The 25,516-nt window shown below is 37.1% G+C and carries 27 protein-coding genes and 1 pseudogene; 7 read left to right on the forward strand and 21 right to left on the reverse strand.

The annotated features are described in order from the left end of the window. Positions 1–13 precede the first annotated feature (13 nt). The 4 genes from BTO22_RS06270 to BTO22_RS06285 all read right to left on the reverse strand — a co-directional run bounded on the left by BTO22_RS06270 (position 14) and on the right by BTO22_RS06285 (position 3,462). Positions 14–415 (reverse strand): DUF3465 domain-containing protein, encoded by a 402-nt coding sequence (locus tag BTO22_RS06270; protein WP_105054741.1) that lies wholly within the window; start codon positions 413–415, stop codon positions 14–16. A 63-nt stretch (positions 416–478) separates the two neighbouring features. Next, positions 479–1,027, reverse strand: coding sequence for a VRR-NUC domain-containing protein (locus BTO22_RS06275; protein ID WP_105054742.1), 549 nt, complete (start codon positions 1,025–1,027; stop codon positions 479–481). 350 nt (positions 1,028–1,377) lie between these two features. Further along, the gene (locus BTO22_RS06280) at positions 1,378–2,034 is read right to left on the reverse strand and encodes a class I SAM-dependent methyltransferase (protein WP_105054743.1); all 657 of its coding nucleotides are present in this window, start codon (positions 2,032–2,034) and stop codon (positions 1,378–1,380) included. An 84-nt stretch (positions 2,035–2,118) separates the two neighbouring features. Next, positions 2,119–3,462: an MATE family efflux transporter gene (locus BTO22_RS06285; RefSeq protein WP_105054744.1), complete on the reverse strand. Its 1,344-nt coding sequence runs from the start codon at positions 3,460–3,462 to the stop codon at positions 2,119–2,121. 124 nt (positions 3,463–3,586) lie between these two features. Here BTO22_RS06285 and BTO22_RS06290 point away from each other — a divergent pair, with 124 nt between their 5' ends. Together BTO22_RS06290 and BTO22_RS06295 are read left to right on the forward strand one after the other, a co-directional pair. Beyond that, positions 3,587–4,531 carry a LysR family transcriptional regulator gene (locus BTO22_RS06290; protein ID WP_105054745.1) on the forward strand — a complete coding sequence of 315 codons (945 nt, stop codon included), beginning with the start codon at positions 3,587–3,589 and terminating at the stop codon, positions 4,529–4,531. 101 nt (positions 4,532–4,632) lie between these two features. Continuing rightward, positions 4,633–6,243, forward strand: coding sequence for an NAD(P)/FAD-dependent oxidoreductase (locus BTO22_RS06295; protein ID WP_105054746.1), 1,611 nt, complete (start codon positions 4,633–4,635; stop codon positions 6,241–6,243). A 101-nt stretch (positions 6,244–6,344) separates the two neighbouring features. Here BTO22_RS06295 and BTO22_RS06300 read toward each other — a convergent pair whose 3' ends face one another. Further along, positions 6,345–6,782, reverse strand: a complete 438-nt coding sequence (locus tag BTO22_RS06300; protein WP_105054747.1) for a PaaI family thioesterase — start codon at positions 6,780–6,782, stop codon at positions 6,345–6,347. A gap of 133 nt (positions 6,783–6,915) precedes the next feature. Next, entirely contained in the window at positions 6,916–7,578 is a 663-nt protein-coding gene (locus tag BTO22_RS06305) for a hypothetical protein (protein WP_105054748.1), read from the reverse strand. 265 nt (positions 7,579–7,843) lie between these two features. Between BTO22_RS06305 and BTO22_RS06310 the strand changes: the two genes are divergently transcribed. After that, positions 7,844–8,008: a CCGSCS motif protein gene (locus tag BTO22_RS06310; protein WP_105054749.1), complete on the forward strand. Its 165-nt coding sequence runs from the start codon at positions 7,844–7,846 to the stop codon at positions 8,006–8,008. 62 nt (positions 8,009–8,070) lie between these two features. Here BTO22_RS06310 and BTO22_RS06315 read toward each other — a convergent pair whose 3' ends face one another. From BTO22_RS06315 to BTO22_RS06335, 5 genes are all read right to left on the reverse strand, one after another. Beyond that, complete coding sequence (locus tag BTO22_RS06315; protein WP_105054750.1) at positions 8,071–8,616, reverse strand: sugar O-acetyltransferase; 546 nt, start codon at positions 8,614–8,616, stop codon at positions 8,071–8,073. A 106-nt stretch (positions 8,617–8,722) separates the two neighbouring features. Further along, a complete protein-coding gene (locus BTO22_RS06320) occupies positions 8,723–8,986 on the reverse strand; it encodes a hypothetical protein (protein WP_146107518.1) in 264 nt (87 codons plus the stop codon). Between the two features lie 24 nt (positions 8,987–9,010). Then, positions 9,011–9,811 carry a PhzF family phenazine biosynthesis protein gene (locus tag BTO22_RS06325; protein WP_105054752.1) on the reverse strand — a complete coding sequence of 267 codons (801 nt, stop codon included), beginning with the start codon at positions 9,809–9,811 and terminating at the stop codon, positions 9,011–9,013. A 27-nt stretch (positions 9,812–9,838) separates the two neighbouring features. Next, positions 9,839–10,264, reverse strand: a complete 426-nt coding sequence (locus tag BTO22_RS06330; RefSeq protein WP_105054753.1) for a DUF1090 domain-containing protein — start codon at positions 10,262–10,264, stop codon at positions 9,839–9,841. A 48-nt stretch (positions 10,265–10,312) separates the two neighbouring features. Further along, positions 10,313–10,798 carry a GNAT family N-acetyltransferase gene (locus tag BTO22_RS06335; protein ID WP_258132470.1) on the reverse strand — a complete coding sequence of 162 codons (486 nt, stop codon included), beginning with the start codon at positions 10,796–10,798 and terminating at the stop codon, positions 10,313–10,315. 163 nt (positions 10,799–10,961) lie between these two features. Between BTO22_RS06335 and BTO22_RS06340 the strand changes: the two genes are divergently transcribed. Next, complete coding sequence (locus BTO22_RS06340; RefSeq protein ID WP_105054754.1) at positions 10,962–11,723, forward strand: carbohydrate deacetylase; 762 nt, start codon at positions 10,962–10,964, stop codon at positions 11,721–11,723. 76 nt (positions 11,724–11,799) lie between these two features. Here the strand turns inward: BTO22_RS06340 and BTO22_RS06345 are convergent, their stop codons facing one another. From BTO22_RS06345 to BTO22_RS20135, 3 genes and pseudogenes are all read right to left on the reverse strand, one after another. Then, positions 11,800–14,529, reverse strand: a complete 2,730-nt coding sequence (locus BTO22_RS06345; RefSeq protein WP_105054755.1) for a glycoside hydrolase family 3 protein — start codon at positions 14,527–14,529, stop codon at positions 11,800–11,802. A gap of 85 nt (positions 14,530–14,614) precedes the next feature. Next, complete coding sequence (locus tag BTO22_RS06350) at positions 14,615–15,103, reverse strand: hypothetical protein (RefSeq protein ID WP_105054756.1); 489 nt, start codon at positions 15,101–15,103, stop codon at positions 14,615–14,617. 53 nt (positions 15,104–15,156) lie between these two features. Further along, positions 15,157–15,490, reverse strand: a pseudogene (locus BTO22_RS20135) (GNAT family N-acetyltransferase). 348 nt (positions 15,491–15,838) lie between these two features. Here BTO22_RS20135 and BTO22_RS06360 point away from each other — a divergent pair. Then, the gene (locus tag BTO22_RS06360; RefSeq protein ID WP_105054757.1) at positions 15,839–18,310 is read left to right on the forward strand and encodes a M9 family metallopeptidase; all 2,472 of its coding nucleotides are present in this window, start codon (positions 15,839–15,841) and stop codon (positions 18,308–18,310) included. Between the two features lie 49 nt (positions 18,311–18,359). On the opposite strand, the gene BTO22_RS06365 is transcribed toward BTO22_RS06360, so the two are convergent. The 3 genes from BTO22_RS06365 to BTO22_RS06375 form a co-directional block, all read right to left on the reverse strand. After that, the gene (locus BTO22_RS06365) at positions 18,360–18,755 is read right to left on the reverse strand and encodes an ACT domain-containing protein (protein WP_105054758.1); all 396 of its coding nucleotides are present in this window, start codon (positions 18,753–18,755) and stop codon (positions 18,360–18,362) included. Positions 18,756–18,902: 147 nt separating this feature from the next. Beyond that, positions 18,903–20,321, reverse strand: coding sequence for a lipopolysaccharide biosynthesis protein (locus BTO22_RS06370; protein WP_105054759.1), 1,419 nt, complete (start codon positions 20,319–20,321; stop codon positions 18,903–18,905). A 12-nt stretch (positions 20,322–20,333) separates the two neighbouring features. Then, on the reverse strand, positions 20,334–21,257 hold the full coding sequence (locus tag BTO22_RS06375; RefSeq protein ID WP_105054760.1) for a glycosyltransferase family 2 protein: 924 nt from the start codon (positions 21,255–21,257) through the stop codon (positions 20,334–20,336). 268 nt (positions 21,258–21,525) lie between these two features. Here BTO22_RS06375 and BTO22_RS06380 point away from each other — a divergent pair, with 268 nt between their 5' ends. Then, a complete protein-coding gene (locus BTO22_RS06380; RefSeq protein ID WP_105054761.1) occupies positions 21,526–22,671 on the forward strand; it encodes a glycosyltransferase family 4 protein in 1,146 nt (381 codons plus the stop codon). Positions 22,672–22,729: 58 nt separating this feature from the next. Here the strand turns inward: BTO22_RS06380 and BTO22_RS06385 are convergent, their stop codons facing one another. Both BTO22_RS06385 and BTO22_RS06390 read right to left on the reverse strand, forming a co-directional pair. Continuing rightward, positions 22,730–23,083 carry a YkgJ family cysteine cluster protein gene (locus BTO22_RS06385; RefSeq protein WP_105054762.1) on the reverse strand — a complete coding sequence of 118 codons (354 nt, stop codon included), beginning with the start codon at positions 23,081–23,083 and terminating at the stop codon, positions 22,730–22,732. Between the two features lie 161 nt (positions 23,084–23,244). Beyond that, on the reverse strand, positions 23,245–23,931 hold the full coding sequence (locus BTO22_RS06390; RefSeq protein WP_105054763.1) for an MOSC domain-containing protein: 687 nt from the start codon (positions 23,929–23,931) through the stop codon (positions 23,245–23,247). 236 nt (positions 23,932–24,167) lie between these two features. Here BTO22_RS06390 and BTO22_RS06395 point away from each other — a divergent pair, with 236 nt between their 5' ends. Further along, positions 24,168–24,878, forward strand: a complete 711-nt coding sequence (locus BTO22_RS06395; protein WP_105054764.1) for an SDR family NAD(P)-dependent oxidoreductase — start codon at positions 24,168–24,170, stop codon at positions 24,876–24,878. Between the two features lie 10 nt (positions 24,879–24,888). On the opposite strand, the gene BTO22_RS06400 is transcribed toward BTO22_RS06395, so the two are convergent. After that, positions 24,889–25,083 carry a CPXCG motif-containing cysteine-rich protein gene (locus BTO22_RS06400; RefSeq protein WP_105054765.1) on the reverse strand — a complete coding sequence of 65 codons (195 nt, stop codon included), beginning with the start codon at positions 25,081–25,083 and terminating at the stop codon, positions 24,889–24,891. 45 nt (positions 25,084–25,128) lie between these two features. Beyond that, the coding region (locus tag BTO22_RS06405; protein WP_308727209.1) for a hypothetical protein at positions 25,129–25,516 on the reverse strand (388 nt) is incomplete at its 5' end.

Consider the following 25,516-nt stretch of genomic DNA (forward strand, 5'->3'; position numbering starts at 1 on the left):
GGATTTTTAATTTCTATTCGTAAGTACGTCCGTTATGTTTTAGCCATCCATGAGTATGGCGATTTCCTGGGTCGAGATGAGTCCAATGTACGACACCGCCTTTATTTGAGTACTCATACTCACCATAAAACTTCACCGTGTCCCCTTTTCTTAAATTTGGAATTCTCGGCGCTAAATCAATATTATGTGCAATTAAAATAGTTAAACGATTATCTAAACGAAGGATAAACTTTTGATGTCTTGAACCTTTATTATCATCCGGTAACACCCGAATAACCTCACCACCCCCCTCAACTTGAACATCACTGCGATGAGACTCAAAAGCACGCTTCACATCAGCATTACTTGCCCACACAGAAGACGAAAACAGACCAAGAAAAAATAAGAAACTGACTAATATACGTTTGACCATAATAGACTCTATTACTACCTACTGCTTAATAAGCATATTAAAAATTCGAGTTAACATATAAAAGAATTACACACCAAGTGGATTTGGAAATTGAACAACTTTAATATCATAACTTTTCGGTGTATAGCGACTGCCTTCTTCTGCAAGGTAAGCAACCTCTACATCGCACTCTAATACTGACTTAATGTTTGATAAACAGATTAACTCAGCATCTGAAAGAATTTCATTCTCTTTTTTCACCACCACAAACAATATCGAACCGTCAGGTTTATATAAGAACAAATCTGGTTCTCCAGAGGTTAACCCTGTTCGTAATCCTTTAAAGAGTGACAGCTTATTTGGGTTTATGTATTGGGCAAGTAAGATCCTACCTTCTGTATAAAGTGGATTATCAAGTTCCCAATTACCTAAAGCATAAAATGCCGTACCTAACCATCCCTGACTCATATATTGAGATAATCCAAAATACGCACCGAAATACTCATTTGGTTGCTGTTCAACTTCTGTGGGGATGAATAAACTCGAAGGTAACCATTCTTCTTTCTTTCCTTCTTTCCAACCATCAAGTAATCGTTGAGGATACGTAAATACCGTCTCTTTAATCGTGTGAATCATCATAAATTCCTTTTATAAACATAACAATGTTTTCCACTTGGTATGAATTATTACAGAGTAGATAAACTCATTTTTTTGAATCTTCGTATTCTTGATATTTCTTTTCTATCCAGCGATGCAAATGCAGTCCTGTCGTCTTTTTCACTGTATAAGCAATAAGAGCGAGTAGTATTAAGCCTATTATTGTTCCCATTACATCCCTTTGATTTAAAACATTTAACATGGAGATAAATTACCATGAATTTAGGATGTAATTTGTGAACTTATTTAAATATCTAGAATGAAAAAAGAAGAGTTTGAAAAGAAACACTCAGCACATTGGAATGCTGAATGTTAATAGCAGGTAATTTTTATTTTTTTCGAGCAGAAAAGAGAGCAACACAACCAATAACATCAATGTTTACATCAACAAAAGTATCGTTCAATACTGCTTCTAATGCGTGAACCTCATCGTCTTCATTCGTAAAAATTCCCTTCTTGTTATAGAAGTTCATTAATTTACTTGCAAACACATTTTTCGGAACGCCTTGACCTAGAATAGTACTGCCAAATAACACTCCACCATCATTTAACACCTCATGTAAATGCGTAAAAACAGCGCTTTTTTCTGATAAATCCCCTGGCAAACAATGCAGTAAATAATTGATGCTAATTGAATCAAAGTTCTCACACTTAAGCTCTAAAGGAGCCAGTATATTTTTACGATACACTTCTGGGTTAAAATGTTGAATGGCTGTTGCTGTTGATTCAAGACTATTTTCATTAAGATCAACTAAAGCGACTCGTCTCTCTGTTAGCGATAAATGTTTTTTTAGATAGTACCCCGTACCAACCCCTACATCTAAGTGGTTCTTTGATGCAAGATCAATAAACTGTTGGCTAATTAACTTTGTTGGGCACTTCCATAAATAATGGTTTGAAAAACCTAATACCCATAAATCATAGATAGAAAGTACTTTTTTAGAATACACCGCCTGCCCAGCAAACGTCGCTGAATCTTTATTCATTACTCGTACCCGAAACTGTTTGTATAAAGGAACTCGAATTTACCTGAAATACACCAACTAACAAATCTTACCAGATGCATTCACCTAGTGAATAATTTCGATTTTTATAGCACTATAACGACGAATGGCGATCATTAAATGCATTAATAAAAGTATCCCTGTCACCCCTAACCCAACCCCAATACCAGCCCAGATCCCCGCTAACCCGAATAAAGGCATGAGTAACCACGCCGCAGGTAAACCAAATACCCAATAACCAATCGCCGTCATAACAGTTGGTATAGAGACAATCTTCATCCCACGCAATAGATTAATGGCTAACAACTGCCATGCATCCACAATAAAGCACAAAGCCACAACCCAAATAACAGAAGACAGTAATGCCGACATATTATTTGTGCCATCATCAAGTTGAAATAAATTGGCAATGCTGTCTGACCAAATAATAAAAACAGCAGATAAAAAGACACTAATAGCAGTCACAAGCAAGAAGCTATGTAGTGACGTTTGCTTTATACCGGCGTAATTTTCCGAGCCAAAATCTCTTCCTATTAAAATGGCTGCAGCTTGTGAAAAACCAAAATTAAAATTCCAAGTAAAACTTAAGCATTGCAATAGGATTTGATGCAGTGCTAAAGATGCAATACTGATGGTTCCCGCCATCAACGTACCGCCATAAATTAATCCATGCTCAAGCAGTGCCGCCAAACCAATAGGTAATCCCATCATTAACAAGGGCAACATCAATTTAAGCGAATATTCTTCAAGATGTAACCAAGGAGCAAATTGTTGGAACTCTGTTTGTTTAAATACCCAAATACCGTACCCAACCATCACAATAAACGCCGCAATGGCTGTTCCTAACCCTAACCCAGTTAGGCCCATTCCCAATTGAAACGTTAATAGATAGCTAATAGGCACATTTAAAATCACTGTAATAACTGACATCACCATAATGGACCTAACATTTCCAAGCGCACTGGTTAATCCACGTAATACCAACAAGATTAATGACGGAAACATCACCCATTTCAGTGCATGAACGTATTCCATTGCTAACGTAATCATTTCTTCAGGTTGATTTGCCTCTGTTAATACAAGCGGTGCGTATGAAAAACTAAACATAAATAACACACTGAGTACCACAGAAAGTAAAACCGCACCTTTAACCGCAAAGCGGATCTGTTGATTGCCATAATCAGGTCTTGCTAAACGTTGGCCGTAAGCAATAGCGATTAAATTAGCGACACACCCAACGGTGCTACTCGCAATGATAAAGATGAAAAAATAAATGGAGGCGCCAAGCCCTCCACCTGCCAATGCCGAAACACTTAACCGTGACATCATCCACACATCAGTCAACACCAGTGCCATAGAAATAAGTTGTGAGATGATGAGTGGGAATGCGAGTGACAGTATTTTTTTCATAAAAAGAGAATTCTTATATTAATTAAACCAAGGTATCAATTAGGCCAAAGTTAAAGGGTTAGAGGCTGGTATTCAATTGATATATCCGTCACACTGGCATTCTAAAAACTCATGCGAGAAAATTATGACTCCTTACTCTAATTTACCCTACTCACATAATGGTTTAAAAGCCTTTGAATCCGTAGCTCGTTTAATGAGTTTCACTTCTGCTGCCAACGAGCTTAACGTGACTCAAAGCGCAGTAAGTCGTCAGGTTAAACAGCTTGAAGATGATCTCAGCGCATCCTTAATCGTACGGAAACATCGAGCTATCGAATTAACGTTACAAGGGGGAGAGCTTTATCATACTCTACGAGATAATTACTCGGCGTTAGAATCCGTTCTCGCTTCTTGGCAAGAACCAAAGCAAAAACGGATTGTAATTAAAGCGACGCTCAGCTTTGCTACCCGCGTAATGATACCTAAAGTAAGAGAGCTCAATGAACGCTACCCTGATTACGAAATCGTCATTATTCCTTCTTTAGAAGAAGATGAGTGTTTAGATAACCCAGATTATGACCTTTTGATCTTTCATACCCGTCTCAAAGATCACTACGATAACAAACCAAATATGTTTCTGCTTAGAGAAGAGTTTATGGCTCCTGTCTGCGCGGCAAGTATCGCAACGGAGCACACCAATGTAGATTCAATTTTAACCATGCCAAGGCTTCATCCTACTTTAGATCACCATGATTGGAAGATGTGGTTAGCTGATGTTGCCACGCCGCCATATCAACAAGTAAGAAACACCAGTTTTGTTTCATTAGATTTAGCACTGAGTGCGTGCTTATCAGGACAAGGCGTTACGGTCACTGATTTACTCCTAATACTTCAAGAGTTAGACAGAGGCTTCTTTTATTGCCCTGAAAACGCAAAAGTACAACACAGTGCATGGACATATTATGGACACCAGCGAACCCATTCAACGGTGATTGATGATTTAGTTGACTGGTTAAAACTGAACTCAAAAAACGAAATTAACCTATTGAAAAAATTAGCAGAAAAACATCAGTGGCACGGCGTAATATAAAATGAGTCCTTTTACCGTTTTTAGCCTGCAATATAGATTACATTTTTGAGATAGATCACGTAAACTACGCGCTTATTTTCATGCCAACTATCAGGTGAATTATGATACGTATCAACCAAGTTAAATTACCGCTGGATCACAGTGAAGACGAACTGAAAAATGCAGTTTTAAGCACACTGTCTATTACTGAAGAACAGCTGGTTGATATCCATGTATTTAAACGTGGCTATGACGCACGTAAAAAGAATCAAATTTTCTTAATCTATACGTTAGATATTACCCTGCAAGACGTGAATGAAGAGCAGCTATTAGGCAACTTTGAAGACAACCATAATATTCGTGTTTCACCTGACACTGAATACAAATACGTTGCCACTGCTCCTGCTGATTTAACTGAGCGCCCTATTGTTATAGGTATGGGCCCATGTGGTTTATTTGTTGCTCTTATCTTAGCGCAAATGGGATTCAAGCCAATCGTCTTAGAACGTGGTAAATCAGTACACGAACGTGCGAAAGATACCTTCCGTTTTTGGCGTACCAGTGAATTAAACACAGAATCAAATGTTCAGTTTGGTGAAGGCGGCGCAGGCACATTCTCTGATGGCAAGCTATACAGCCAAGTGAAAGATCCAGGTTTCCTAGGACTTAAAGTAAAAACAGAATTTGTTGCAGCCGGTGCGCCTGCTGAAATCATCTACGTAAGTAAGCCTCATATCGGTACTTATAAGCTAGTGACTATGGTTTCACAAATGCGTAGCAAGATCATTGAGCTAGGTGGCGACATTCGTTTTGAAACTCGCGTTGACGAGATCAATATCGAAGACGGACAAGTAACAGGTGTGACGCTAAACGGTGGCGAAGTCATTAATAGTAAACACGTTGTTGCTGCTATTGGCCACAGTGCTCGTGATACATTCCAAATGTTGCACGATAAAGGTGTACACATGGAAGCACAATCATTCTCGATTGGTTTCCGTGTTGAACACAAACAAGAAATGATTGACCAAGCACGTTTTGGTAAGAATGCAGGTCACCCACTTCTAGGTGCAGCCGATTACAAACTTGTTCACCATTGTAAAAATGGCCGTTCAGTATACAGCTTCTGTATGTGTCCAGGTGGTGTTGTTGTTGCGGCTACGTCAGAAGAACATGCGGTAGTAACCAACGGCATGAGCCAATATTCACGTAGTGAGCGTAATGCAAACAGTGCAATCGTAGTTGGTATTTCTCCTGAAGACTTCAATAACGATCCACTGCAAGGTATTGCTCTTCAGCGTCAATTAGAGCGTAATGCTTATGTGATGGGCGGCAGCAACTATGATGCACCAGCACAAATGGTTGGTGACTTCCTAGCTGCAGGCAAAGGTAAGCCTTTTGAAAACGTTGAGCCATCTTATAAGCCTAACGTTAAGATGACTGATCTTAGTGATGCATTACCAGATTTCGCTATTGAAGCGATTCGTGAAGCTTTACCTGCATTTGCTAAGAAAATCCGTGGTTTTGACAGTAAAGACGCAATGCTAACAGGCGTTGAAACTCGCACTTCATCTCCGGTACAAATCAAACGTGGCCCAGACTTCCAAAGTTTAAACACCAAAGGTCTATACCCAGGTGGTGAAGGTGCAGGTTATGCGGGTGGTATTTTATCTGCAGGTATTGATGGAATTAAAATCGCTGAGGCGGTTGCTCTAGATATGCTAAAAAACGCGTAATCGAGTATCCAAAATAAACGAATAAAACTAAGAGTGGTATGGTTAATATACCGCTCTTAGCTGTTTAAATCTCTTCTCTTATTTACTCTTATAGCTCGCTCTTACTTATCCCGATAGATCATACAAGTCGCGGTCGCATGTGCATATAAAGTCCCTTTTTCATCTTTCAAGCTTCCTTCCGATATACCCAAAGAGTAACCAGATTGAATCACTCGGCTTTCTGCAATCAATAACGTATTTTTAGGGATAGCTCTGAGCATCTTTACATGCAAATCAATCGTTCCATACCCAATATTCGGTTCTAATGTCGTATGAACAGCGCAGCCTGTCACTAAATCCATCACCGTTGCGAAAAAACCACCATGTACTCCTCCAAGTGGATTTAAGTGTCGTTCGTCAGCCATCGCTTCAAACACCACGTTGCCATATTCTGCTGAGATAATTTTCATTGGAACAACATCAACCATTGATGGATGAGGAAAATCCCCCGTCACCATTGCCTGCATTAATTCTAAGCCAGATAGTTTTTCAGTGAGCATCACATTTCCTTATGTATTTTATTAGTATTGTTATCTACATTAATAAAAATACCGCTTAAATAAGGGAATGCTATTATTCCTTAGTCATAGTGTGAGCTAGACACCATCTGGACTGACCACTACTTAAGCTAGCTCATTCACCTTGTCTCTCCATCTTTAACTCTGCAGATACTTTAGTAACACGAACTGAAATCGCAATACAGATTAAATAAGGACTCAAATACCAAAATAGCTCTTCTAATGGATGTTTCTTTGTTTCTAATACCGTACTTTCATAGACATATTTTTGAGCCTGATAATTATCAAACATACCTTGCAACCACATAACATTCGAATCGATTAGATCAGACTTAAATGTGATTTTTGGCAAACTATCAAACGTAATATTGGGTAATTCGTTAAAATTCATTGATTGTAAATAATGCGCAGACTCTGAAAGCCATAAACAAGATTGTTGTGATGCTACACGCTCATCAACCCTTAAATCATTCACACATAAAAAACTGTTTAATTGATTTACAGTATAATCATTAATAGATTCAAGACTTAACACAGCACGCGTATGTTCTGTTTCAGCCCAATCGCTCGCCACTCTTGATCTCACCTCTGATACTGTCCCCATTAAACCTATACCGGCAACAATAGGCCAAAGATAATCAATTTTTTTCCATTGTATTTTAGACAAGTTTTTACCACACAATAATGGTATATGAAGAAAACCAGTAAGCAGCAAAGTCATAAAGAAAAAGAAGGTCGAGTTAGAGAGAGTGATCTCACTACTAAAAAAACTGTCCATAACTACCTATTTATATGCACTATTTTTAAATATAAAAATGCATAATGCCCCACCCTGAGATGTTTTGCTACATAAGTCTAATTAGAAGAAATCACCGACTACCTCTTGATATGAAAACCTTGCATCTTCATAGCCAGCAAACACCCCATTAAATATCGATGAAAGTATTAGAACTTATTTGTCCTATGTGAAATCTTGACTATTTGTAATATTTTAAATAAGATGCATTTTAAATACACCTTATTAATCACAGAGAGAAATTACCATGACACTATCATTCACAAAGATATTCAAAAAAAGCGAAAATAAACCAACTGATGATAAATTAGTACAGCAACCAATTTTAAATGAAAAAAAATCATTTGAAGATAAAGAAAAAAAGGTAAAAAAACACGGAGAACCAGGAGTTTGCTGTGGTTCATGCTCATAATAGATAATGAAAAACCTCGGATATTAACCGAGGTTTTTCTTACTTAAACATTATTTGCAAATCTAAACTGATTTAATAACGCGACACGGATTACCGACAGCAACACTGTTATCAGGAATATCACGATTAACAACACTGCCGGCACCTATCACACAATTATTACCAATTTTAACTCCCGGTAAAATAGATACATTACCCCCAACCCAAACATCATTACCAATAGAGATGCTCGCGCCGTATTCTGTTTTCTGACGCTCAATAGGATCTAATGGATGAGTGCCCGTCGAGATCATCACATGAGGACCAAATAAGACATTATTACCAATAGTTACTTTGCACACATCGACAATCGTCAAGTTATGATTAGAATAAAAATTGCTACCAATTTCAATGTTATAACCATAATCACAAAAGAAATTAGGCTCCATGTGAGCGTTATCTTTTATGCATAGCAATTTTTTTAAGATACCCACTCTTTCATCTAATTTGGTTGGATCTGCCAAATTAAACTGATGACATTGCACCTTAGCATTCATGCGATCATTAAGTAAAATTTCATCCCAAGCATCATATGGAAGACCAGCTAACATTTTTTCTTTTTCAGTCATTTAAAATCCTAGAAAATTTAATAAAAACAATCACCTTAGGATTATACGTAACATAAAAACACGGAATGTGACCTACTTTGCTTAATCTATTTATTTTGCGGTTCACTTACTTAAAACTAAATAAGAAACGCGATAACTTAGTACCTATAGTAAAGAAAGTAACTGTAACAAGAAAAACGAGAACAATAGTGACAGCGTAACTAATTGTATCTGAAAAACCTAACCCAAATGCCAAAGAAAAGGCAATACCTTGAAATACATCATAAGGCCACCTATAGATAGGGAAATGAGATCCAATAGATAACGCAGCAATAAGTCCTATTAAACCTAACACTGAGGTAAACAAACCCATAATTGTTGCTTTATTCATATTCATTACTCAAGAAAACGCCCTCTATACGAACATTTGCCCTTTTATCGTGGTTACTGCAGAGCCAATTAACTTTATTCTTCCATTAGAAAGAAGCTCGGTTCCAATATAGCCACCACGAGAAGAGGCTTGATAAGCATTGAAAGTTGATTTCTTCAGTTTCTCAGCCCAATAAACCGTTAATGCACAATGTGCCGAACCAGTGACCGGATCTTCATTGTTTCCTACCCAAGGAGCAAAATAACGAGACACAAAATCCAATTGTTCTGATGAAGACTTCGCAGTAATCAACACCCCACGGCCTGAAAGCTGCTTTAATCCATCGAAATTAGGAGACAACGCCAATAACGCCTCTTCACTTTCTATTTCTATAAGCTCTTTTGAATCAAATATACCAAATGAAATAACCTCTCTTTCATTAATCCCTAAACACGTTAATAACGCCTTATTTTTTATCGAGTTAAACGAAATTGTGGTGGATGGAAAATCTAATTCAATGGTTGAGTCTTGAAGTTTGGCAGACAGGACGCCAGACAGCGTATTAAACTCAATACATTCACCCGCTTTTGCAGCACCAATCTCTTTTAAAATATGCGCAACAGCCAAGGTTCCGTGACCACATAAAGCCACTTCAACTTGAGGTGTAAACCATCTCAATCTCATGTCTGAAAGAGATAAAAAAGCCGTTTCGGATACGGCCATTTCTTCAGCAATAGATAGCATCAGTGCTTCTGTTAAGCCATTTTCGCTAATACAAACCCCCGCAGGGTTTCCTTTAAACGCTTCACTCGTAAAAGAATCAACCTGATATATATTTAAATCCATTTGCTATTAACTCCTAGATACTTTGATTTATTTGATTCTTGATAATTCGTCTTTAAGTTGCTCTATTTTTTGTTCTTTTTCTGCTATCTTTCTTTGATATTTTTGAATTTTATCTTCTTTCTGATCTTGCTTTGCTTCAATGAGATCGGAGTGATCTTCAGCTATTTTTTCATTTAACTCTTCAATTTCTTCTTTCAAGTCGTCTTTAATGTCTGCATCAGAACAATAAGTAGCAACTTCTTTCAGTGCTATTTTTAAGCCAGAGAGCTTATGTTCGTTCCCATTATCTTTAGCAATACTAATTTGCTTTTCAATCTCACAAGTTTTCTGAGCGCAACCTACTTGATCACGGCAATCCAATGTTGCTGACGCTTGCGCCGTAGACAAACCTAAAAACAATCCACTGCAACTCATTGCAGAGATAACACACAGACGTGATAATTTTTTATTCATAACATTTCTCCGAAAATTGACGACAGTAACTATAAAGCCTCAACCAAGTTAACTTATTATTAATTCTTGTAAAGACACTACTTTGTTCTCATTATGCGTTAATAACTGAATTTCTTTAAAGCCCATTTTTTGATGGAAAAGTAATGAAGGGTCATTCGGTGGCATAATATCAATTTCAGCAACAACACAAGATAACGAACGTTCTGCTGCCAAATCCAACGCCTGCTTATAAAGTCTCGATGCGACTCTTTTTCCTTGAAAATGCTCAGAAACAACAATTCTATCTATATACAAAAATGAATCGTAATTCTCATTAAACCACTCATAGTTAATACTTTCATATTTTACTCCTTGAGTAAAAGCCAGCATAAAACCTGCAATATGGTTATCTTCCTCGATAACAACAGATATCGCCGACATTTCAATGAGCCGAACTAACTTACTCTTATTCATTGGGCTTAATACGTGCACAAACTGCTCATTTAGCTCAAGTATCGTATCAATGTCTTTCTCTAAAATCGCTCTAATAATCACATTTTCTCCTTCACGTAAGATTTATGTACCCAATCAAATCGTGGTCTCTATCACGCATTAGAACCAGCAATCCCTCCCCCAAGTATACTCACTTGTCAGTGGTGATTAAATGGCTTATTAATAGACTTAGCAGTTCAACATATTCAATATTAAGGTAACCACCATGAAATTAATCATGAACGCCGATGACTTTGGGTTATCAGAAAGTGTCAATAACGGGATCGTAGAATGTCTACAATCAGGCATCGTTACATCTACAACCGTAATGATGAATCAACAAGGCGTTGAGCACGCAGCACTCTTATATAAACAAGGTTTAGTTCCTGAGGTTGGTTTACATTTTACTGTCACTGCAGGACAACCGTTATCTGATCCTTTGACCGTATCAAGCTTGGTTGATGAACATGGTTATTTTCTCGATAGAAAAATATTAATGACAAAGAATGTGAGTGATGAAGAAGTCTATATTGAACTTAAAGCACAGTACAATGCAGCAATTAAGGCAGGTTTTGACATTAATCATATTGATAGCCACCATTTCGCTGGTGTATACCCTCCACTAAAAAAAGCGTTTATTCGATTTGCTAATGAAACAGGTCTTCCGGTTCGCCGCATAGATAATATTATTAGTGGCCAAGATGGATTAATCGTACCAACTCCAGATGCATTTGATGCTCAATTTTTTGATAAAGGCGTCTCTCTTAAGCAGTTACAAGTACTACTTTTAAGCTATAAAGAAACGCTTTCTGATGGCGTTTTAGAACTCATGTGCCACCCAAGTACAGAAGACAATTCAGATCTTACTAAACTAACGAGCTACAGAACTATGCGAGTTGTAGAAAGAGAGTTATTAACATCACCAGAATTGTCACTTTGGCTTAAAAAAGAAGGGATTGAATGTATTGGCTTTAATGCGCTGATTTAATCTAAATTTTAAAACTAAAACCAATGACACAGCATGATTAACACCGTGTCATTGGCATTGATATTGGTAATTGATATTAAATCGACTCAAAACTATCACAACTCATCGTATTCTCTGTAATATCTCCATCTTTTGGGACATATCTAATTTCACCAATATCGAACTGAAACGGTTCATCTGAGTACAAGAGAAATGGCGTATTAATATTAGAAAAATTCACACCATTATCTGAAAAGCAACGCAAGGGAACTTTCATTGTTACCCACTCAGATTCAGAAGCTTCTACAATGGCTTTTAGTTCCTTTTGTATAGGCGCTATCGCACCACAAGGGTAAACACAATGGGAAGCCAATCTTAATGAGTTAGGGATCTTACTTTGCACTGCAATATCAAACTCTAAGGTTGAATCTGCTGCTAAATAATGACGCATATCAATCCCTTTTTTATCAGGAGTTTGAAGATAAAATTGCATAGGAAGTTGTTTGCCAAAATCAATTCTTAAGGCATCTTGTTGATGCTTATAATTAAGAGGCAGTATTGACGCACTACCCACTGTCATCTTTTTAGCTCTAGAGATAAAGGCTCCTTTCCATTTTGTCACTTTTCCACTCACTTTAGGTACAAACGTGGTTGTCGCTTCACGACTGAATATCTCAAGATTTGTCGTTGGTCGATCTTTCGCTTTTGTTTCTCCACATCCCCATTGGCGTTTATCCATAAACAATGTAGGTAGAGATACCAAAGGTTGCTCACTGGTATAATTCAAACCATAGCCGTAAGGAAACAAAGGTGTAAACTCTTTCCCTATTTGTTCAAAATCTGGAGCATGATAATTAGGTATATTTTGACTGTTTTCGTTAATGGTTGTCATGCATTTACTGTTTGGCCAAGAATAAGAAAGCTTACCGCTAAAATTCGCTCCATTTTGAGCAAATAACACATCAGTAATTCCTCGACCTTCAGTACCTGGTAACCATGCCGCGACAAAAGCATCTGAAAGGGCTAACTCAGGATTTACATATAAAGGACGCCCAGAAAATAAGATCGTCACCACCTTAAATCCTTTCTTTTTTAACTCTTGAATTAGCTGTAAGTCTTTTGCATAACTAGGTTTCAATTCTGAATACGCCAATGTTTGATGAACTTTAATATCTCCATACATTTCAGCATATGGTTCTTCTCCCATCACCACTACCGCAATTGCATCCATAGACGCTTGATTTGGGTCGGTATACACATGTTTATCTCCCACCACTTGTCTAAACGCCTCTAAAACCGTCGTGGCATGGACAAAATCGTGTGGCTTATTTTCATTTCCTTGCCAAGTTAACGTCCAGCCGCCACTCTGTTTTTGAATGTCATTGGCAGCACTTCCTACCACAACATAGCTGCGATTCTTTTGTTTCAATGGTAGTATTTTATTCTCATTCTTTAATAAAACTAGAGATTCACTGACTGCTTGTCGAGCCACTTTTCGATGCTCAAGCGCCCCTAGAATTTGTTGTTCACCCGCAAGGATACGATAAGACGGTCTCGGTTTTTCCCATAAACCCGCTCGCATCTTAACCCGCAGAATACGGGTTACCGCATCATCAATTCGAGCCATTGATATTTGACCATGTTGAACTTGCTTAATTACGTTTTGATAAAAAGCTTTCCAATCTTTATTGTCAGTTACCATAAATAAATCATTACCGGCATTAACCGCTTTAGGGCAGCTCTGATTTGTACACCCTTTTACTTCACCGTGACCATTCCAATCCGTAATAACAATACCATCGAATCCCATTTTTTCTTTTAAGACATCGGTGATTAAATAACGGCTTCCGTGAAGTTTACCAAAGCGATTACTGTCTATTTTCTTTGTATCTATTGACCGATCTTTAATGTTATTTTGCTGCCAAGAGTTGAATGAGGTCATAACTATCTGGGCTCCAGCTTCAAGAGCAGAGTAATACCCCATAGCATGAATATTACGTAAGTCATCCTCACTATAGAACGTAACACCACGATCAACACCGTTAAACGTACCTCCATCTCCAATCCAATGCTTTACAGTAGACAGAACTCGTTGCTCCGAACGCAGCTCTTTTTCCGTTCCTTGCAGGCCTTTAACGATAGCTCTTGCGTATTGGTAAGTAATATCAGGAATTTCAGAATACCCTTCATACACTCTCCCCCAACGATAATCACGCGGCGTAGCAACGGTTGGAGCAAAAGTAAGATCAAGACCTGTCGCTGCAACTTCTTTTGCGGTAATTCGACCAATCTCAAAAAGTAACTCAGGGTTATTTGCGGCTCCTAACCCAATGTTATGAGGGAATAATGTCGCTCCATACACATTGTTATTCCCATGCACAGCGTCTGTTGCCCACATAAATGGGACCCGAAAGCCTCTGCCAGCATACGCTTGATCTAATGCAGTCCAATATTTATCAGATTGCAAAGCCCATTCTAATGCCGACGCATGTTTGTTTTCATTTGGCCAACCACCACCGCCATTAAGTACTGATCCTATCTTATATTGCTTCGCTTCTTTAGGCGTAATCTGACGATATTCAGGCATGACCATTTGCCCAACTTTTTCACCTAATGTCATTTGAGCAACGATATTCGCGACCCTTTCTTCAATATAATCTCGTTTTGGAATAGCGCTATTTACTTTCGGCCATTCCTGAAAATAAGGTAACGAATCGACATCGGCTAAAGAGGAAGACCTTTGATCTGAAGAAACAGGAAAAGTTGTAAGAAAAAAGAGAGAGAAGCCAATTATACTCGTATGAGTACGCTTATTTTTTATAACCATCGAAAACCCCTTCTCTAATTCCATCCATTACTTTTTAGTCTAGGACAGGAAAGAGGCTCAAAAAAGTCATCGAAAAAAATAAATGCTACTTAACGTCACGTAAAACAGAATGCAAGCTATCAGACATCAATTCAAATTTATTAAGAATTTGCTCATAACCAAATTGAGAAGGCAATCCCCAATTTTCACAACCAGAGAGGGTTGGAACACCCGGCAATAATGTCAGTTGTAAGCGCGCTTTATGATCTCTGGCCATAAATCGGATATCGTATTCAGAATAGCACTCAACACTATCTAAAGATGAAGGCGACTTCCAACGAACAACCCCTTTACCAAGTAGCGTCCCACTCGCTTTATTTTCAACACGTAATATGGGCTGGTTTTTTCCATATGCCAGTGTGATATGGCGCCGTGCCTTTTCCCATAATGCCGCTTCCTTCCCATTTAGTCCGCTATAGGTGAACGTCTGTGCTTCTATGTCAAAAACAGTGATTGGCGAATCGAAAGGGCTTAACTGCGTACTACAACCAGAAAATAACGTGGCCAAAATTAAGACGACACTTTGCTTCTTCATTCATTACTCATTTAAATTAAAAGATATCTGTAATTAATCACTTTTTCCATCACCTAATTTACAAGCTTTTGCCCACGAACATCAATCATTTGTTGCTTAACAATCGTAAATCCAAAATGTTCATAAAAAGATTTCGCTGTAAATAGTTACTTCTGAATAATATCGCGATAACCCTTTCTCCTTTCCTATAGAGAAAATGTGATTCATTAATGCGTTACCGACCCCTTTACCTTGATATTAGTAATGGCACCAAACAGTAAAATCAAAATCACTAGGTGCCCATGCGATTACTTGTTCTTTAGAGTAATCATGAATATTTATATTTCTAACCGTATTAAAGAATATTTCCCATGACTCACCAGTATCATCTTCAACATAATTTCTTATTTTTAATACTTTTCATAGTCTTACATTAATAATGGTAACAATAATATTAATACACCTATGTTTAACTATTTTAAATTTCTACGCAATATAAGCGTAATTTTCTTATTAATCATTTATAAGACCTCTTCGATTTCTATTTATTAAATACCGATAATTTATATTGTTCCACTCTTAAATTAACTTTTATATAACATTGGAAAATAGTTATTAAATCTAAAGCAATAGGCGTAATTACTATATGTGCAATTTCTGAACTGCGATCTTAACAATAAGAATTGCATTGGTATCGTGAATGTTTTGTTGATAAAAACACACCCCGCAAAATAAACCCAATAACTTAGAGATACTATGATTAATAATTACATCCGCAGTTGGTACCGCATCACTTCGCTCGCACTTGCTATTGCAGGAAGTTTAATTTCACCATCTACACTTGCTATTGAGCCTGGAGAGGCTCAATCATGCTCAATAAAAAGCATCTCAGAATCAAATCAATTTCTCGATCAAATAGAAATTGCAGATAATAATTGCCAGAGATCTTGGTTCGATGCTCCTCGTTCATTATTTGAATCCTTATATAGCGAACCACAATTACAAAAAGTAGTTAACCGACTTAATCTACGCATTATGGAATATAAAGGTGAAGATACACAGGCAAAAAAAATTGAAAATCTAGCAGAATATGTTCGCGCAGCCTATTTCGTTCGTTATGGTTTTAAAGCAGAGCTAGAAGATTATTCTGAGCAACTCGATATGCAATTGGCTGCAAGTATCCAATCTTTTATTGCGCACCCCAAAGCAATGACAAAAGGGAAAAACCAAACGAGTGCCATGTATAGCATGATCTATATGATTGACAGTATTCGACAACTGCCTTCTATCATGAGTTCCCTTGTAAATTCATTAGATTCCCTCTCTATTGAAAACGCAGAGAGTTGGGAGAATCAGAAAAACTTAAATGTTTTATTTCAAGCAATGAACGGACACTCTGGTATACAAACCTATTACGACAATCTGCAAGCCCATCCAGAATATCTCACACAATTACACCAATTTATCTTAAATAAAGAATGGGCATTAGAAACAAAATCAGGATTCTTAGTCACTAATGCCGGTCGTGAAATGGGTCGCTTACTTGCAAGCCCACACGCAAGCACCCGTCAACAGGTATTTACCATTTTAAAAGATTTATTAGATCGTTATCCATTGGGAGGTAAAAGCGATAAAATGTGGGTTGGTATAGCTGAAATGATAACCTATTTCGCCCCAGATAGAGCTGCTGAGTTTGGTCTTAAAAATGCCAAAGATGAATTAGAACAACGTATCATGACCTTAAATTATCAATGTGATGGTCCTGCAATCATTCGTGGCCAAAATATGACTCAAGAACAAGCCCAAGCAAGTTGTGACACATTAAATGTAAAAGAAGCTGACTTCCATCTAGTTACTAACAGTGGTTACCGTCCAGTCGATGATGACCTAAACGATACCCTTGAGGTTGCTGTCTTCAATAGTAATGCTGATTACATTACTTACTCTTCTTTTTTGTTTGGTAACACAACAAACAATGGTGGCCAATATCTTGAAGGCTCACCAAGTAAAATAAACAACCAAGCTCGATTTATTGCTTATCGCCAAGATAATAACAACAAATTTTCTATCTTAAACCTTGAGCATGAATACATACATTATCTGGATGGCCGCTTTAACCAACATGGCGGTTTTAACGATAATTTACGAGAAGGTTATATTGTTTGGTGGCTAGAAGGTTTTGCTGAATATATGTCTTATAAAAACACTTATAGTGCAGCGATTCAAATTGGGCGACAAAAAACCTATCGCTTATCTGACGTGTTAGCTACAACATACGATCATAATACTGACCGTATTTATCGTTGGGGGTATTTAGCCGTTCGTTTTCTTATCGATAACCATCCTGAAAAGGTCGATCTTTTATTAGCACTTTCTCGCGATGGCGATTATAAAGAATGGGCCAAAACAATAAAAAATATTGGTGAACAATACGATGATGAATTCAATGTATGGCTAGATACTGTTGTTGATGAAACGACACTTGATGACAAAAAAACCAATGAGCCTCAGAAACCAACACAACCTTCAGAAACGATGACAGCACTCAGTGCAAATACAACCATCACACTATCGTCAGAGATTTATAATGAGCAATTATTTTATTTTGATGTCACATCAGATGCAGCTGTCGTGTCTGTATCTATCAATGGAGATGGTGATGCCGATTTATATGCAAGTTTCAATAAAGTCGCTCACTACTATGATTATGAAACAAGTAATTTTCAACGTGGTAGCGATGAAAGCATTCAATTTGGATCAAATAATACCAATACACCTCTTAAAGTCGGCCGCTATTACTTTAGTGTCGCAGCACGAGATACGTTTAAAAAAGTGACTTTGGCGGTTAATGTAGACACTAATAATACGTCCACGACTCCTTCAATGCCATCTGATAATTTAAAACCGATCCTATTAGATAATAATGTCGCAACAGAGATCATAATTAATAAACAGCGTTATTTAGCATTATATGTACCAAAAGATGAGCAAACTGTCCGCATTTGGGTTGATAAGAAAAAATCAACAGCAAATGTAGATAAAGGTGATATTAATCTCTATGCAGCTAAAGGTTATTGGCCAACAGAGACCAAAAATGAAGGATCCTCTACAGGTAAAGCACGTAACAAATTCATTGAAATGAACGTTGAAAAAGCAGGTTACGTTTATTTCTCAGTAACAGCCTCGCATCCTGATAATTTAGTGGGTATATACGCTACATTCTATTAAAGCAGTTGAATCTAATCGTTGCGGCATTATCGCCGCAACTATTTACATATCAACGGCTAAATTCTTTCAATGCCTCTAATGCTAGCTCTGCCTTCTCTTTTTGAATAAAGATATGATCATGATGATAAGCAGCAATAACATTTGCACTAATGTTATTAGACTTCAATTTATTTGCGACTGCAGCAGTTAACCCCACCGCATCCAAACTAGAATGAACCATTAACGTGATCAAACAATACACACCAGTGAACTCAAACTCCCCTTGACGAGCTTCTTCTAACGGTAATACCAATGTTAGCCCTTCACTTTCTTGGTATGTTGCTAACGGATTATATTGAACGTATTCACTCAACTTTCCCTGCACTGTACAAAATACATAGTGACCATCCATCAATTTTGGAGACATTGACACTAGTAACTTATCCAAATCCGTAATTCCCGACACCTTCTACCCCTGTCTATTTTATCGCTCTAACATGACAAAAAACGGTACGTCTTAAGAAGATATTTATTATTATGATATAAACGTATCATTCACTCATTAAAAAGAGAACAAAAATAACATCAATACAAAATCGCTCCTTTCTACACATTAACTCTGTTTTGTTGTGATAAACCTCGTATCAGGATACGGAATAACCGCGCACTTAACAAAAATAAGCAGTGCAAGTAAACTCACAATAACTCCGATGACAAGTTCAGGTACATCTGTAAGTGTATTATCTAAAAAACGATCTAATGTAATGGCAAAGAAAGCGATCACAATGCAAGTTAGTAATTTTGAATACTCATAAGGAAGAAACTCCATCGATTGACTTACGATGTATAATAATACCAAACGTAATGTATAGGCCGTAGCCAAAACACCTACAACCCCCCATAAACCAAATGTTGGAGTTATAACAAAATAGCCGGCCGCAGCAACAACTGCACAAATGCCTTGAATCCACATTTGAGAGTGGCTCGAATTGCCGCTATAACACCCTAAATTCAAATAGTCACCAGCGTTTTTAATCATACCAATCGCCAGTAAAACCACAGCAATTGTTCCGGCTAAATTATAGCTACGAGGTAACATTACAGTAATTAATCCGGGAACAATAAGGATCAATAAAGTCCCCATAACAATACCAATATTTACTCCGAGCAACGCTTTATCGGCGCATGTTTTCTTCCCATCTTCAAGTTGTAATATAGAGACTCGATTAGGAAACCACCACAGTGCGTAAGGTTGAAGAATAAGCCCTAATATCAGCGCAAATTTAGCACTAACTGCATACACTGCCAATTCCTCCACCCCTATAAAACTGGCTAAAAACCAGCGGTCTAATCCATTAATCATATATACGGAAGCTCCCCCAACTAGCACAGGAAGCCCGAAGCTCAATACCAACTTAGATGATTTTAAATAACCAAATACTCCCATCTCTTGCCACTGATAACTCAGTAAGCATATCAGTAAGACAATGCTTGATACCGCACCAGAGATAAGTACACCATCAATACCATATCCTGCCTCTAAAAGTAAAAATGTCATCACTGCTTGTATTGCCGCTTTAAATACATTTAAAAAGCAAAAGCGTTTAGCCATTGCATTCATCCTCAACAAGGTCAACGGAATTGAAATAACACCATCAAGCATTGTAGGAATAAGTAAAAGGAATATTTGATAGGAAGAAAATTTAACCGGTAATACCAGCAATAAAGCAGGTAAACTAATAGCAATGAATAACCCACCTAAAAGGCAAACAAACACACTTAGCGTAAAACAGTTTGATACCAATTGACGCTTCTCTTCTCCTTTAGCAACGCCAACATAACGATACATTGCATCAACAATACCAAAGCCAAATAAGATGGTTCCTATGTCAGCAAGTAATACTAAAGACTCTAACGAGCCATACTCTTCAAGCGTCATTTTATGTGTGATATAGGGGATCATAACAAGAGAGATCCCCTTCATCATTAAGATCCCAACAGCATAATACGCTGATTGCTTAAGTGAATTCATTCTATCTTCCTCTTAAGCTGGTAATAACATGCTTTTACAATCACCAAGCAAGCTACGAACTCTTCTTTTTTGAGGCGCAAGAAATAATGAATAAATTCCATACGTTATTGCAGAGCGGTATTGACACAAACCACGATGGTAATCCGCATACCCTTCTAATATTCGAGCTCGCGCATTATTAAGAGCTGAAGACGATAAGTTCCAATATTGCTTATCTTTTTGATAACGGTTCAAAATCAACTCAATACATCGAAGGTTCCTTAGTCGTAATCCATCAGTTTGTGTCGTTGAATCCTGACGCATCAAGTAACCTGTTTGAATGGAATTTAGAACTCCAACGTCATGACTTTCACATATTCTTAGCCATAACTCCCAATCTTCACCATATTTTAAATCTTCATTAAATCGATGCATTTGAGTTAAAATCTCAGTTTTCACCATTACCGTCGACGTACCTATAATATTGTTTTTTATAATGAAATCGAGTGGGTTTTTAAGCGTGATAAACTTTTCATCTTGCCCCTTAAATTGTTCCCAATAGCCAAAACAATCGATTATCGACTCATAAGTTTCAGTTAAATGATCATAATTAGTAAAGCTCATCGCTAAATTGGGAGAGTCAGCATGCAAAGCTAATTGCATTGACAGTTTTTCTGGCAACCAAAAATCATCAGCATCCAAAAATGCGATAAATTCACCTGATGCCTTAGCTATCCCTAGATTTCTAGCCAGAGATGCCCCTACACCATTAGTCGTTATCGTTATAATTCTTTCATCTATTAATGTATTTAAATAACTTGCCGTGCCATCTGTACTATTATCATTAATGACCAATAGCTCAAAATCTTGATGTGTTTGTGTTAATACACTGTCTATCGCAGTAGGCAGAAAAACTAAACAATTATATGTTGGAATGATTATCGATACCTTAGCCATAACTTTATCCCTAAACACTGAAGTAATAATTAACTACAGCAGAAAACATGCCAAACACTAACGCATTGAATTACATTAATAATTTTTACTTTTCTTAAAATGCATACACTAAATGAAAAATACACTCATCATTATTTCATATTGATTGTCATTTTGAGAACGCATGACAAAGCACGATAAAAATAATAGCAAGGTATTGATATTATTATAAATAATTAATGGCGTATATTTTGCTTTAATTACTTAATCAGTCTTAGAGGGCATGAATATGAAGAAAGTGGCTTTTATTGCTCCAACCTATCCTGTTCTTAGTGAAACCTTCATTCAAACGGAGGTTGACGCTATTAAGGCGTCTGGGCATGACGTATGCGTATTAGCGTTTGAAATTGAAGATTATCAACATAAATTTGATTATAACGTTATTAAAATAGGTAAAAACATACAGGCTGATATGTTTAAAAATCTCCACCTGTCGGGCGTTTTAGAAGCAATGAAATTCATTCGAGAACAAAAGCATTTACCTAAGAGATCTCTTTTTAACTACGGATTAAAATTGGCTTTACAGCTTGCCGACATTAAAGCCGATCATATCCATGCACATTTTTGCCAGCATACTGCAGCTCACGCTATTGTTGCTGCTAAATTACTTAATATCACTTGCTCGTTTGTTGCTCATGGACATGATGTGTATGAAGCGGCTTTTGATATAGATAAGAAAATTTTAGCCAGTGACTTCGTTGTTACGGTCTGCAAAGACATGAAAAATGATTTTGAGAAAATGGCAGCCGGCAACATAAAACTCTTACATTGCGGTGTAAAAACAGATCAATTTGTAGTGGAAGATAAAAAACCTTCTAATCACTTAAGCTTTGTATTTCTTGGTCGATTAGTTCAACAAAAAGGAATTCATTACTTAATTGATGCTCTAGCGCCAATAGCTAAGTCGCTTAATGTTCATTTAGATATTATTGGTACGGGTGAAATGGAAGAACAATTAAAAGAGCGGGTAAAACTTAAGGGGTTATCAAATCATGTATGTTTCTTAGGCGCTCAACCACACCATTGGGTAAAAGAAAATCTATCTAAATATGATTGCCTAATTGCCCCTTTCTGTTTCTCTCAAACAGGTTGTGTTGATACTGGTCCGTTAGTGTTAAAAGAAGCCATGGCTGTTGGAACGCCAGTCATCACTACGAATATAATGGGGTGTAAAGAAATAGTCACCTCTGAGACAGGCTACCTAGTCAACGAAAAAAACGTTGTAGAGCTGAAAAAAAGCATTGAACAATTTGCACAACTTACTTTTGAGCAACGAGCTAAAATGGGAGCAATGGCAAGACAACGAGTAGAAAAAAACTTTAATGCATTAAAACAAGCAAAACAATTATCAAACTGGATAGAAAATCGAGTATAAAAGCCGAGAAGCATTCTACTCAGCTTAAGTTTTAGCTACGATAAAAAAACGATTATATTTACACTAGCACTTGTCTTGTATTTGCAATATAGCTATGGATCTGACGTTCAGTTTTTGAATCAATCATCTCTTTAGGTCGGCAGCCATTTGGACATGGCATGTTCGGTGTTGTACCAAAAAGTCGACATATTAACGGTCTTTCTTCATAAACAGTGCAACCTTTCGGTCCTAAATGAACACAATCAAATTCATTTAATGCAGCCTCATGCTCTTCATCGCTTTTTACTGGCAAGCGAGACATTTCTTCTGAAGACGTTGTAACTGGTCCACAACAATCATGACACCCTAGCGTACATTCAAACGTTGGAATACGTTCACGCAAACTCGCGATGATCTCTCGATTATTGTTCATAAATACCTAACCTTTAATTAATTCTAAAAACATTATACTTCATCGTTACTTCACTTACAGTCAGATAACATAAGATATTTTAATACACGCATGCTCTTCTGCCTTTAATTTAGTGATTAAGAAAATGAAGTACCGATAAGGTAGGTACTTCTATTTTGTATTTAAAGACCTGCGTGTCCGAGCAATCTAAAATTCCAATTCTCTACACGGTTAGTCTCAAGGCGTTCTATTACTTTCGTCATCCAACTAGCTGATAATTTAGTTTGTTGCTGTAGCTTTAGTAGACCATCATTATTCAGCGGATCACCAAAAAACACATCACACACTTCACGTATTGTCATTGCGTTAGGTTCTCGTTCAATCAATTCGAGAGGTTCATCAACACTGACCATTCCCGGTTGAATGACACGATATAGCCAGCCACAGCGACTAATCTCTTGCATATCAACAGAGAAATTCTCTACCTGCCAACGTTTACTCAATTTAAAGCATGGCGAACGAGGTTGACTCACTTCGATAATAGCCTCTCCCCATTGATAACGGTCCCCCAAGCAAACAGTCTCTTCTGTCATATCTCTTGAACTAAAGTTCTCCCCCATACCAGGAGCCTCCCACTGAACATCACCACCATACTTTTCTTTCCAGTAAGCATAATGCTCTAGAGGATATTGATGCAACGCACGCTCAACGCCACCATGATGATGTAAATCAGCACACTGATCTCCTTCTAATCCTTCCAGAGAAAGGTATAAGTGAGTATCTACAGGTAGCTTATTCATCGCTGTATCAAAGCCATAGCGATGCTCTACTTTTCCACGGTAAATTCTATCAAGATAGTTACTTTTCATGCCCTAACCTCATTTGCTTACGGGTATTTTTAATACGTAATCGTATTACATGGTCATCATTAAAACCAATAATACTTAACAATGTTAAAAACCAAATATATGCCAGTGTTTTAATGAGTTTGTTATCTTTTTGCTAAAAATACATACAAAAATAATAAATGCCTAAATAAGATTGTCACTTTTAGAAAGCATTAGAAGATGTTAAGGTGAAAAAAACAATAAACAAGGAGTCTGTTATGTCTAAATTTGCACTCATTACAGGTGCGAGTCGAGGTATAGGAAAAGCGATTTCTCATTACTTTGCTCAACAAGGTTATTCACTTATTTTAGTTTCGTTAAATAAGGATAATCTCAATACTACAAAGCGAGAACTAGAAGCTCAATATCCATCAAGCAGTATTGAAGCCATTAATATCGATTTTAATAACCCTGTGGATGTTGAATCAAGCATTTCATCAATTATTACTAATTACAACTCTATCGACGTAATGGTAAATAGCGCAGGTATACTCATGGCTGGGCACACTAATTTAACACTAAATCAGCTCTCAGAATTAGTAAATGTTAACCTACTTTCTACGATTACTGCATGTAATTTGGTTGTCGAAAAAATGAAAGAGCAAGGTTATGGTGAGATTTATAATATCGGCTCAACCGCAGGCCTAGAGCCAGTTCCTAAAATCGCCGTTTACTCAGCAACAAAAGCCGCTATTGTGAGTTATAGCCAGTCGCTCTATCAGGAATTACTTCCTTTTGGAGTTAAGGTCTGCTGTTTATGCCCAAGTGTTGTTGATACAGACATGACTAATGATGGCCGTATTATGAACAACCTTAAAATCGAAACTCAAGACTTAACTAAAGCCATTGATTTTATCCGTAGCTTATCGCCAAGTGCAAGTATGTCTACACTTTCTATCCGTTGTAAAACGATTGATTTAGAAAAATAATGATTTACGCTTAAGCTTCATTTTCATCATTTACAGTCACGACTAACTCATCATTAGCGTTAGTCATGACGTGAATGTGAATGGGTCGGCAACAAACACTGCAGTCATCAATGTACTCTTGGTCATGATCCTCTTGATCAATTAGAATAACAATTAATTCATTACAGTAAGGGCAACATATTGTTTCTTCGTGTAATAATTCCATCACGCCTCCTAAATAACCATTAGACCTTCTATTAAGATTAGAAGACTATTTCCTATTCACGGCTGTCTCTTCATTCGCTAATAGTAGATAATCCACTAAACCATTTTCTTCAATCGTAAACCGCCAAACACTTCTACCAGAAGAATATTCAAAAACACTATCTTTGCCATTCACAAGAGTGAGTTGTGAAACAAAAACAGTTAAATCTGGTTTAGCTATAACAAAACTCCCTGCTGAAGCGTTGAGATCAAGATCATTATTAACGATAATCTTTGTCGTTGATTCAGGTAAAATATTTGGTAACCAACCACGCTCAAAAAGCTGATTTTCTAAAGCATCTTGATATGTAGGATAGTTATGATTGATAACCTCACTGCATCCTGAAATTAAAAATGCAATAATCAATATAAATTTTTTCAATGCTTTCCTCTGA

Origin of the sequence: Aliivibrio sifiae (assembly GCF_002954705.1) — a bacterium.
Lineage (GTDB): Bacteria > Pseudomonadota > Gammaproteobacteria > Enterobacterales > Vibrionaceae > Aliivibrio > Aliivibrio sifiae_A.

Bases quoted from the DNA above. Each gene is read 5' to 3' on its own strand.
- BTO22_RS06275 (WP_105054742.1), bottom strand. From the start codon at position 1,027: ATGATTCACACGATTAAAGAGACGGTATTTACGTATCCTCAACGATTA.
- BTO22_RS06280 (WP_105054743.1), bottom strand. From the start codon at position 2,034: ATGAATAAAGATTCAGCGACGTTTGCTGGGCAGGCGGTGTATTCTAAA.
- BTO22_RS06285 (WP_105054744.1), bottom strand. From the start codon at position 3,462: ATGAAAAAAATACTGTCACTCGCATTCCCACTCATCATCTCACAACTT.
- BTO22_RS06290 (WP_105054745.1), top strand. From the start codon at position 3,587: ATGACTCCTTACTCTAATTTACCCTACTCACATAATGGTTTAAAAGCC.
- BTO22_RS06295 (WP_105054746.1), top strand. From the start codon at position 4,633: ATGATACGTATCAACCAAGTTAAATTACCGCTGGATCACAGTGAAGAC.
- BTO22_RS06300 (WP_105054747.1), bottom strand. From the start codon at position 6,782: ATGCTCACTGAAAAACTATCTGGCTTAGAATTAATGCAGGCAATGGTG.
- BTO22_RS06305 (WP_105054748.1), bottom strand. From the start codon at position 7,578: ATGGACAGTTTTTTTAGTAGTGAGATCACTCTCTCTAACTCGACCTTC.
- BTO22_RS06310 (WP_105054749.1), top strand. From the start codon at position 7,844: ATGACACTATCATTCACAAAGATATTCAAAAAAAGCGAAAATAAACCA.
- BTO22_RS06315 (WP_105054750.1), bottom strand. From the start codon at position 8,616: ATGACTGAAAAAGAAAAAATGTTAGCTGGTCTTCCATATGATGCTTGG.
- BTO22_RS06320 (WP_146107518.1), bottom strand. From the start codon at position 8,986: ATGAATAAAGCAACAATTATGGGTTTGTTTACCTCAGTGTTAGGTTTA.
- BTO22_RS06325 (WP_105054752.1), bottom strand. From the start codon at position 9,811: ATGGATTTAAATATATATCAGGTTGATTCTTTTACGAGTGAAGCGTTT.
- BTO22_RS06330 (WP_105054753.1), bottom strand. From the start codon at position 10,264: ATGAATAAAAAATTATCACGTCTGTGTGTTATCTCTGCAATGAGTTGC.
- BTO22_RS06340 (WP_105054754.1), top strand. From the start codon at position 10,962: ATGAAATTAATCATGAACGCCGATGACTTTGGGTTATCAGAAAGTGTC.
- BTO22_RS06345 (WP_105054755.1), bottom strand. From the start codon at position 14,529: ATGGTTATAAAAAATAAGCGTACTCATACGAGTATAATTGGCTTCTCT.
- BTO22_RS06350 (WP_105054756.1), bottom strand. From the start codon at position 15,103: ATGAAGAAGCAAAGTGTCGTCTTAATTTTGGCCACGTTATTTTCTGGT.
- BTO22_RS06360 (WP_105054757.1), top strand. From the start codon at position 15,839: ATGATTAATAATTACATCCGCAGTTGGTACCGCATCACTTCGCTCGCA.
- BTO22_RS06370 (WP_105054759.1), bottom strand. From the start codon at position 20,321: ATGAATTCACTTAAGCAATCAGCGTATTATGCTGTTGGGATCTTAATG.
- BTO22_RS06375 (WP_105054760.1), bottom strand. From the start codon at position 21,257: ATGGCTAAGGTATCGATAATCATTCCAACATATAATTGTTTAGTTTTT.
- BTO22_RS06380 (WP_105054761.1), top strand. From the start codon at position 21,526: ATGAAGAAAGTGGCTTTTATTGCTCCAACCTATCCTGTTCTTAGTGAA.
- BTO22_RS06385 (WP_105054762.1), bottom strand. From the start codon at position 23,083: ATGAACAATAATCGAGAGATCATCGCGAGTTTGCGTGAACGTATTCCA.
- BTO22_RS06390 (WP_105054763.1), bottom strand. From the start codon at position 23,931: ATGAAAAGTAACTATCTTGATAGAATTTACCGTGGAAAAGTAGAGCAT.
- BTO22_RS06395 (WP_105054764.1), top strand. From the start codon at position 24,168: ATGTCTAAATTTGCACTCATTACAGGTGCGAGTCGAGGTATAGGAAAA.
- BTO22_RS06400 (WP_105054765.1), bottom strand. From the start codon at position 25,083: ATGGAATTATTACACGAAGAAACAATATGTTGCCCTTACTGTAATGAA.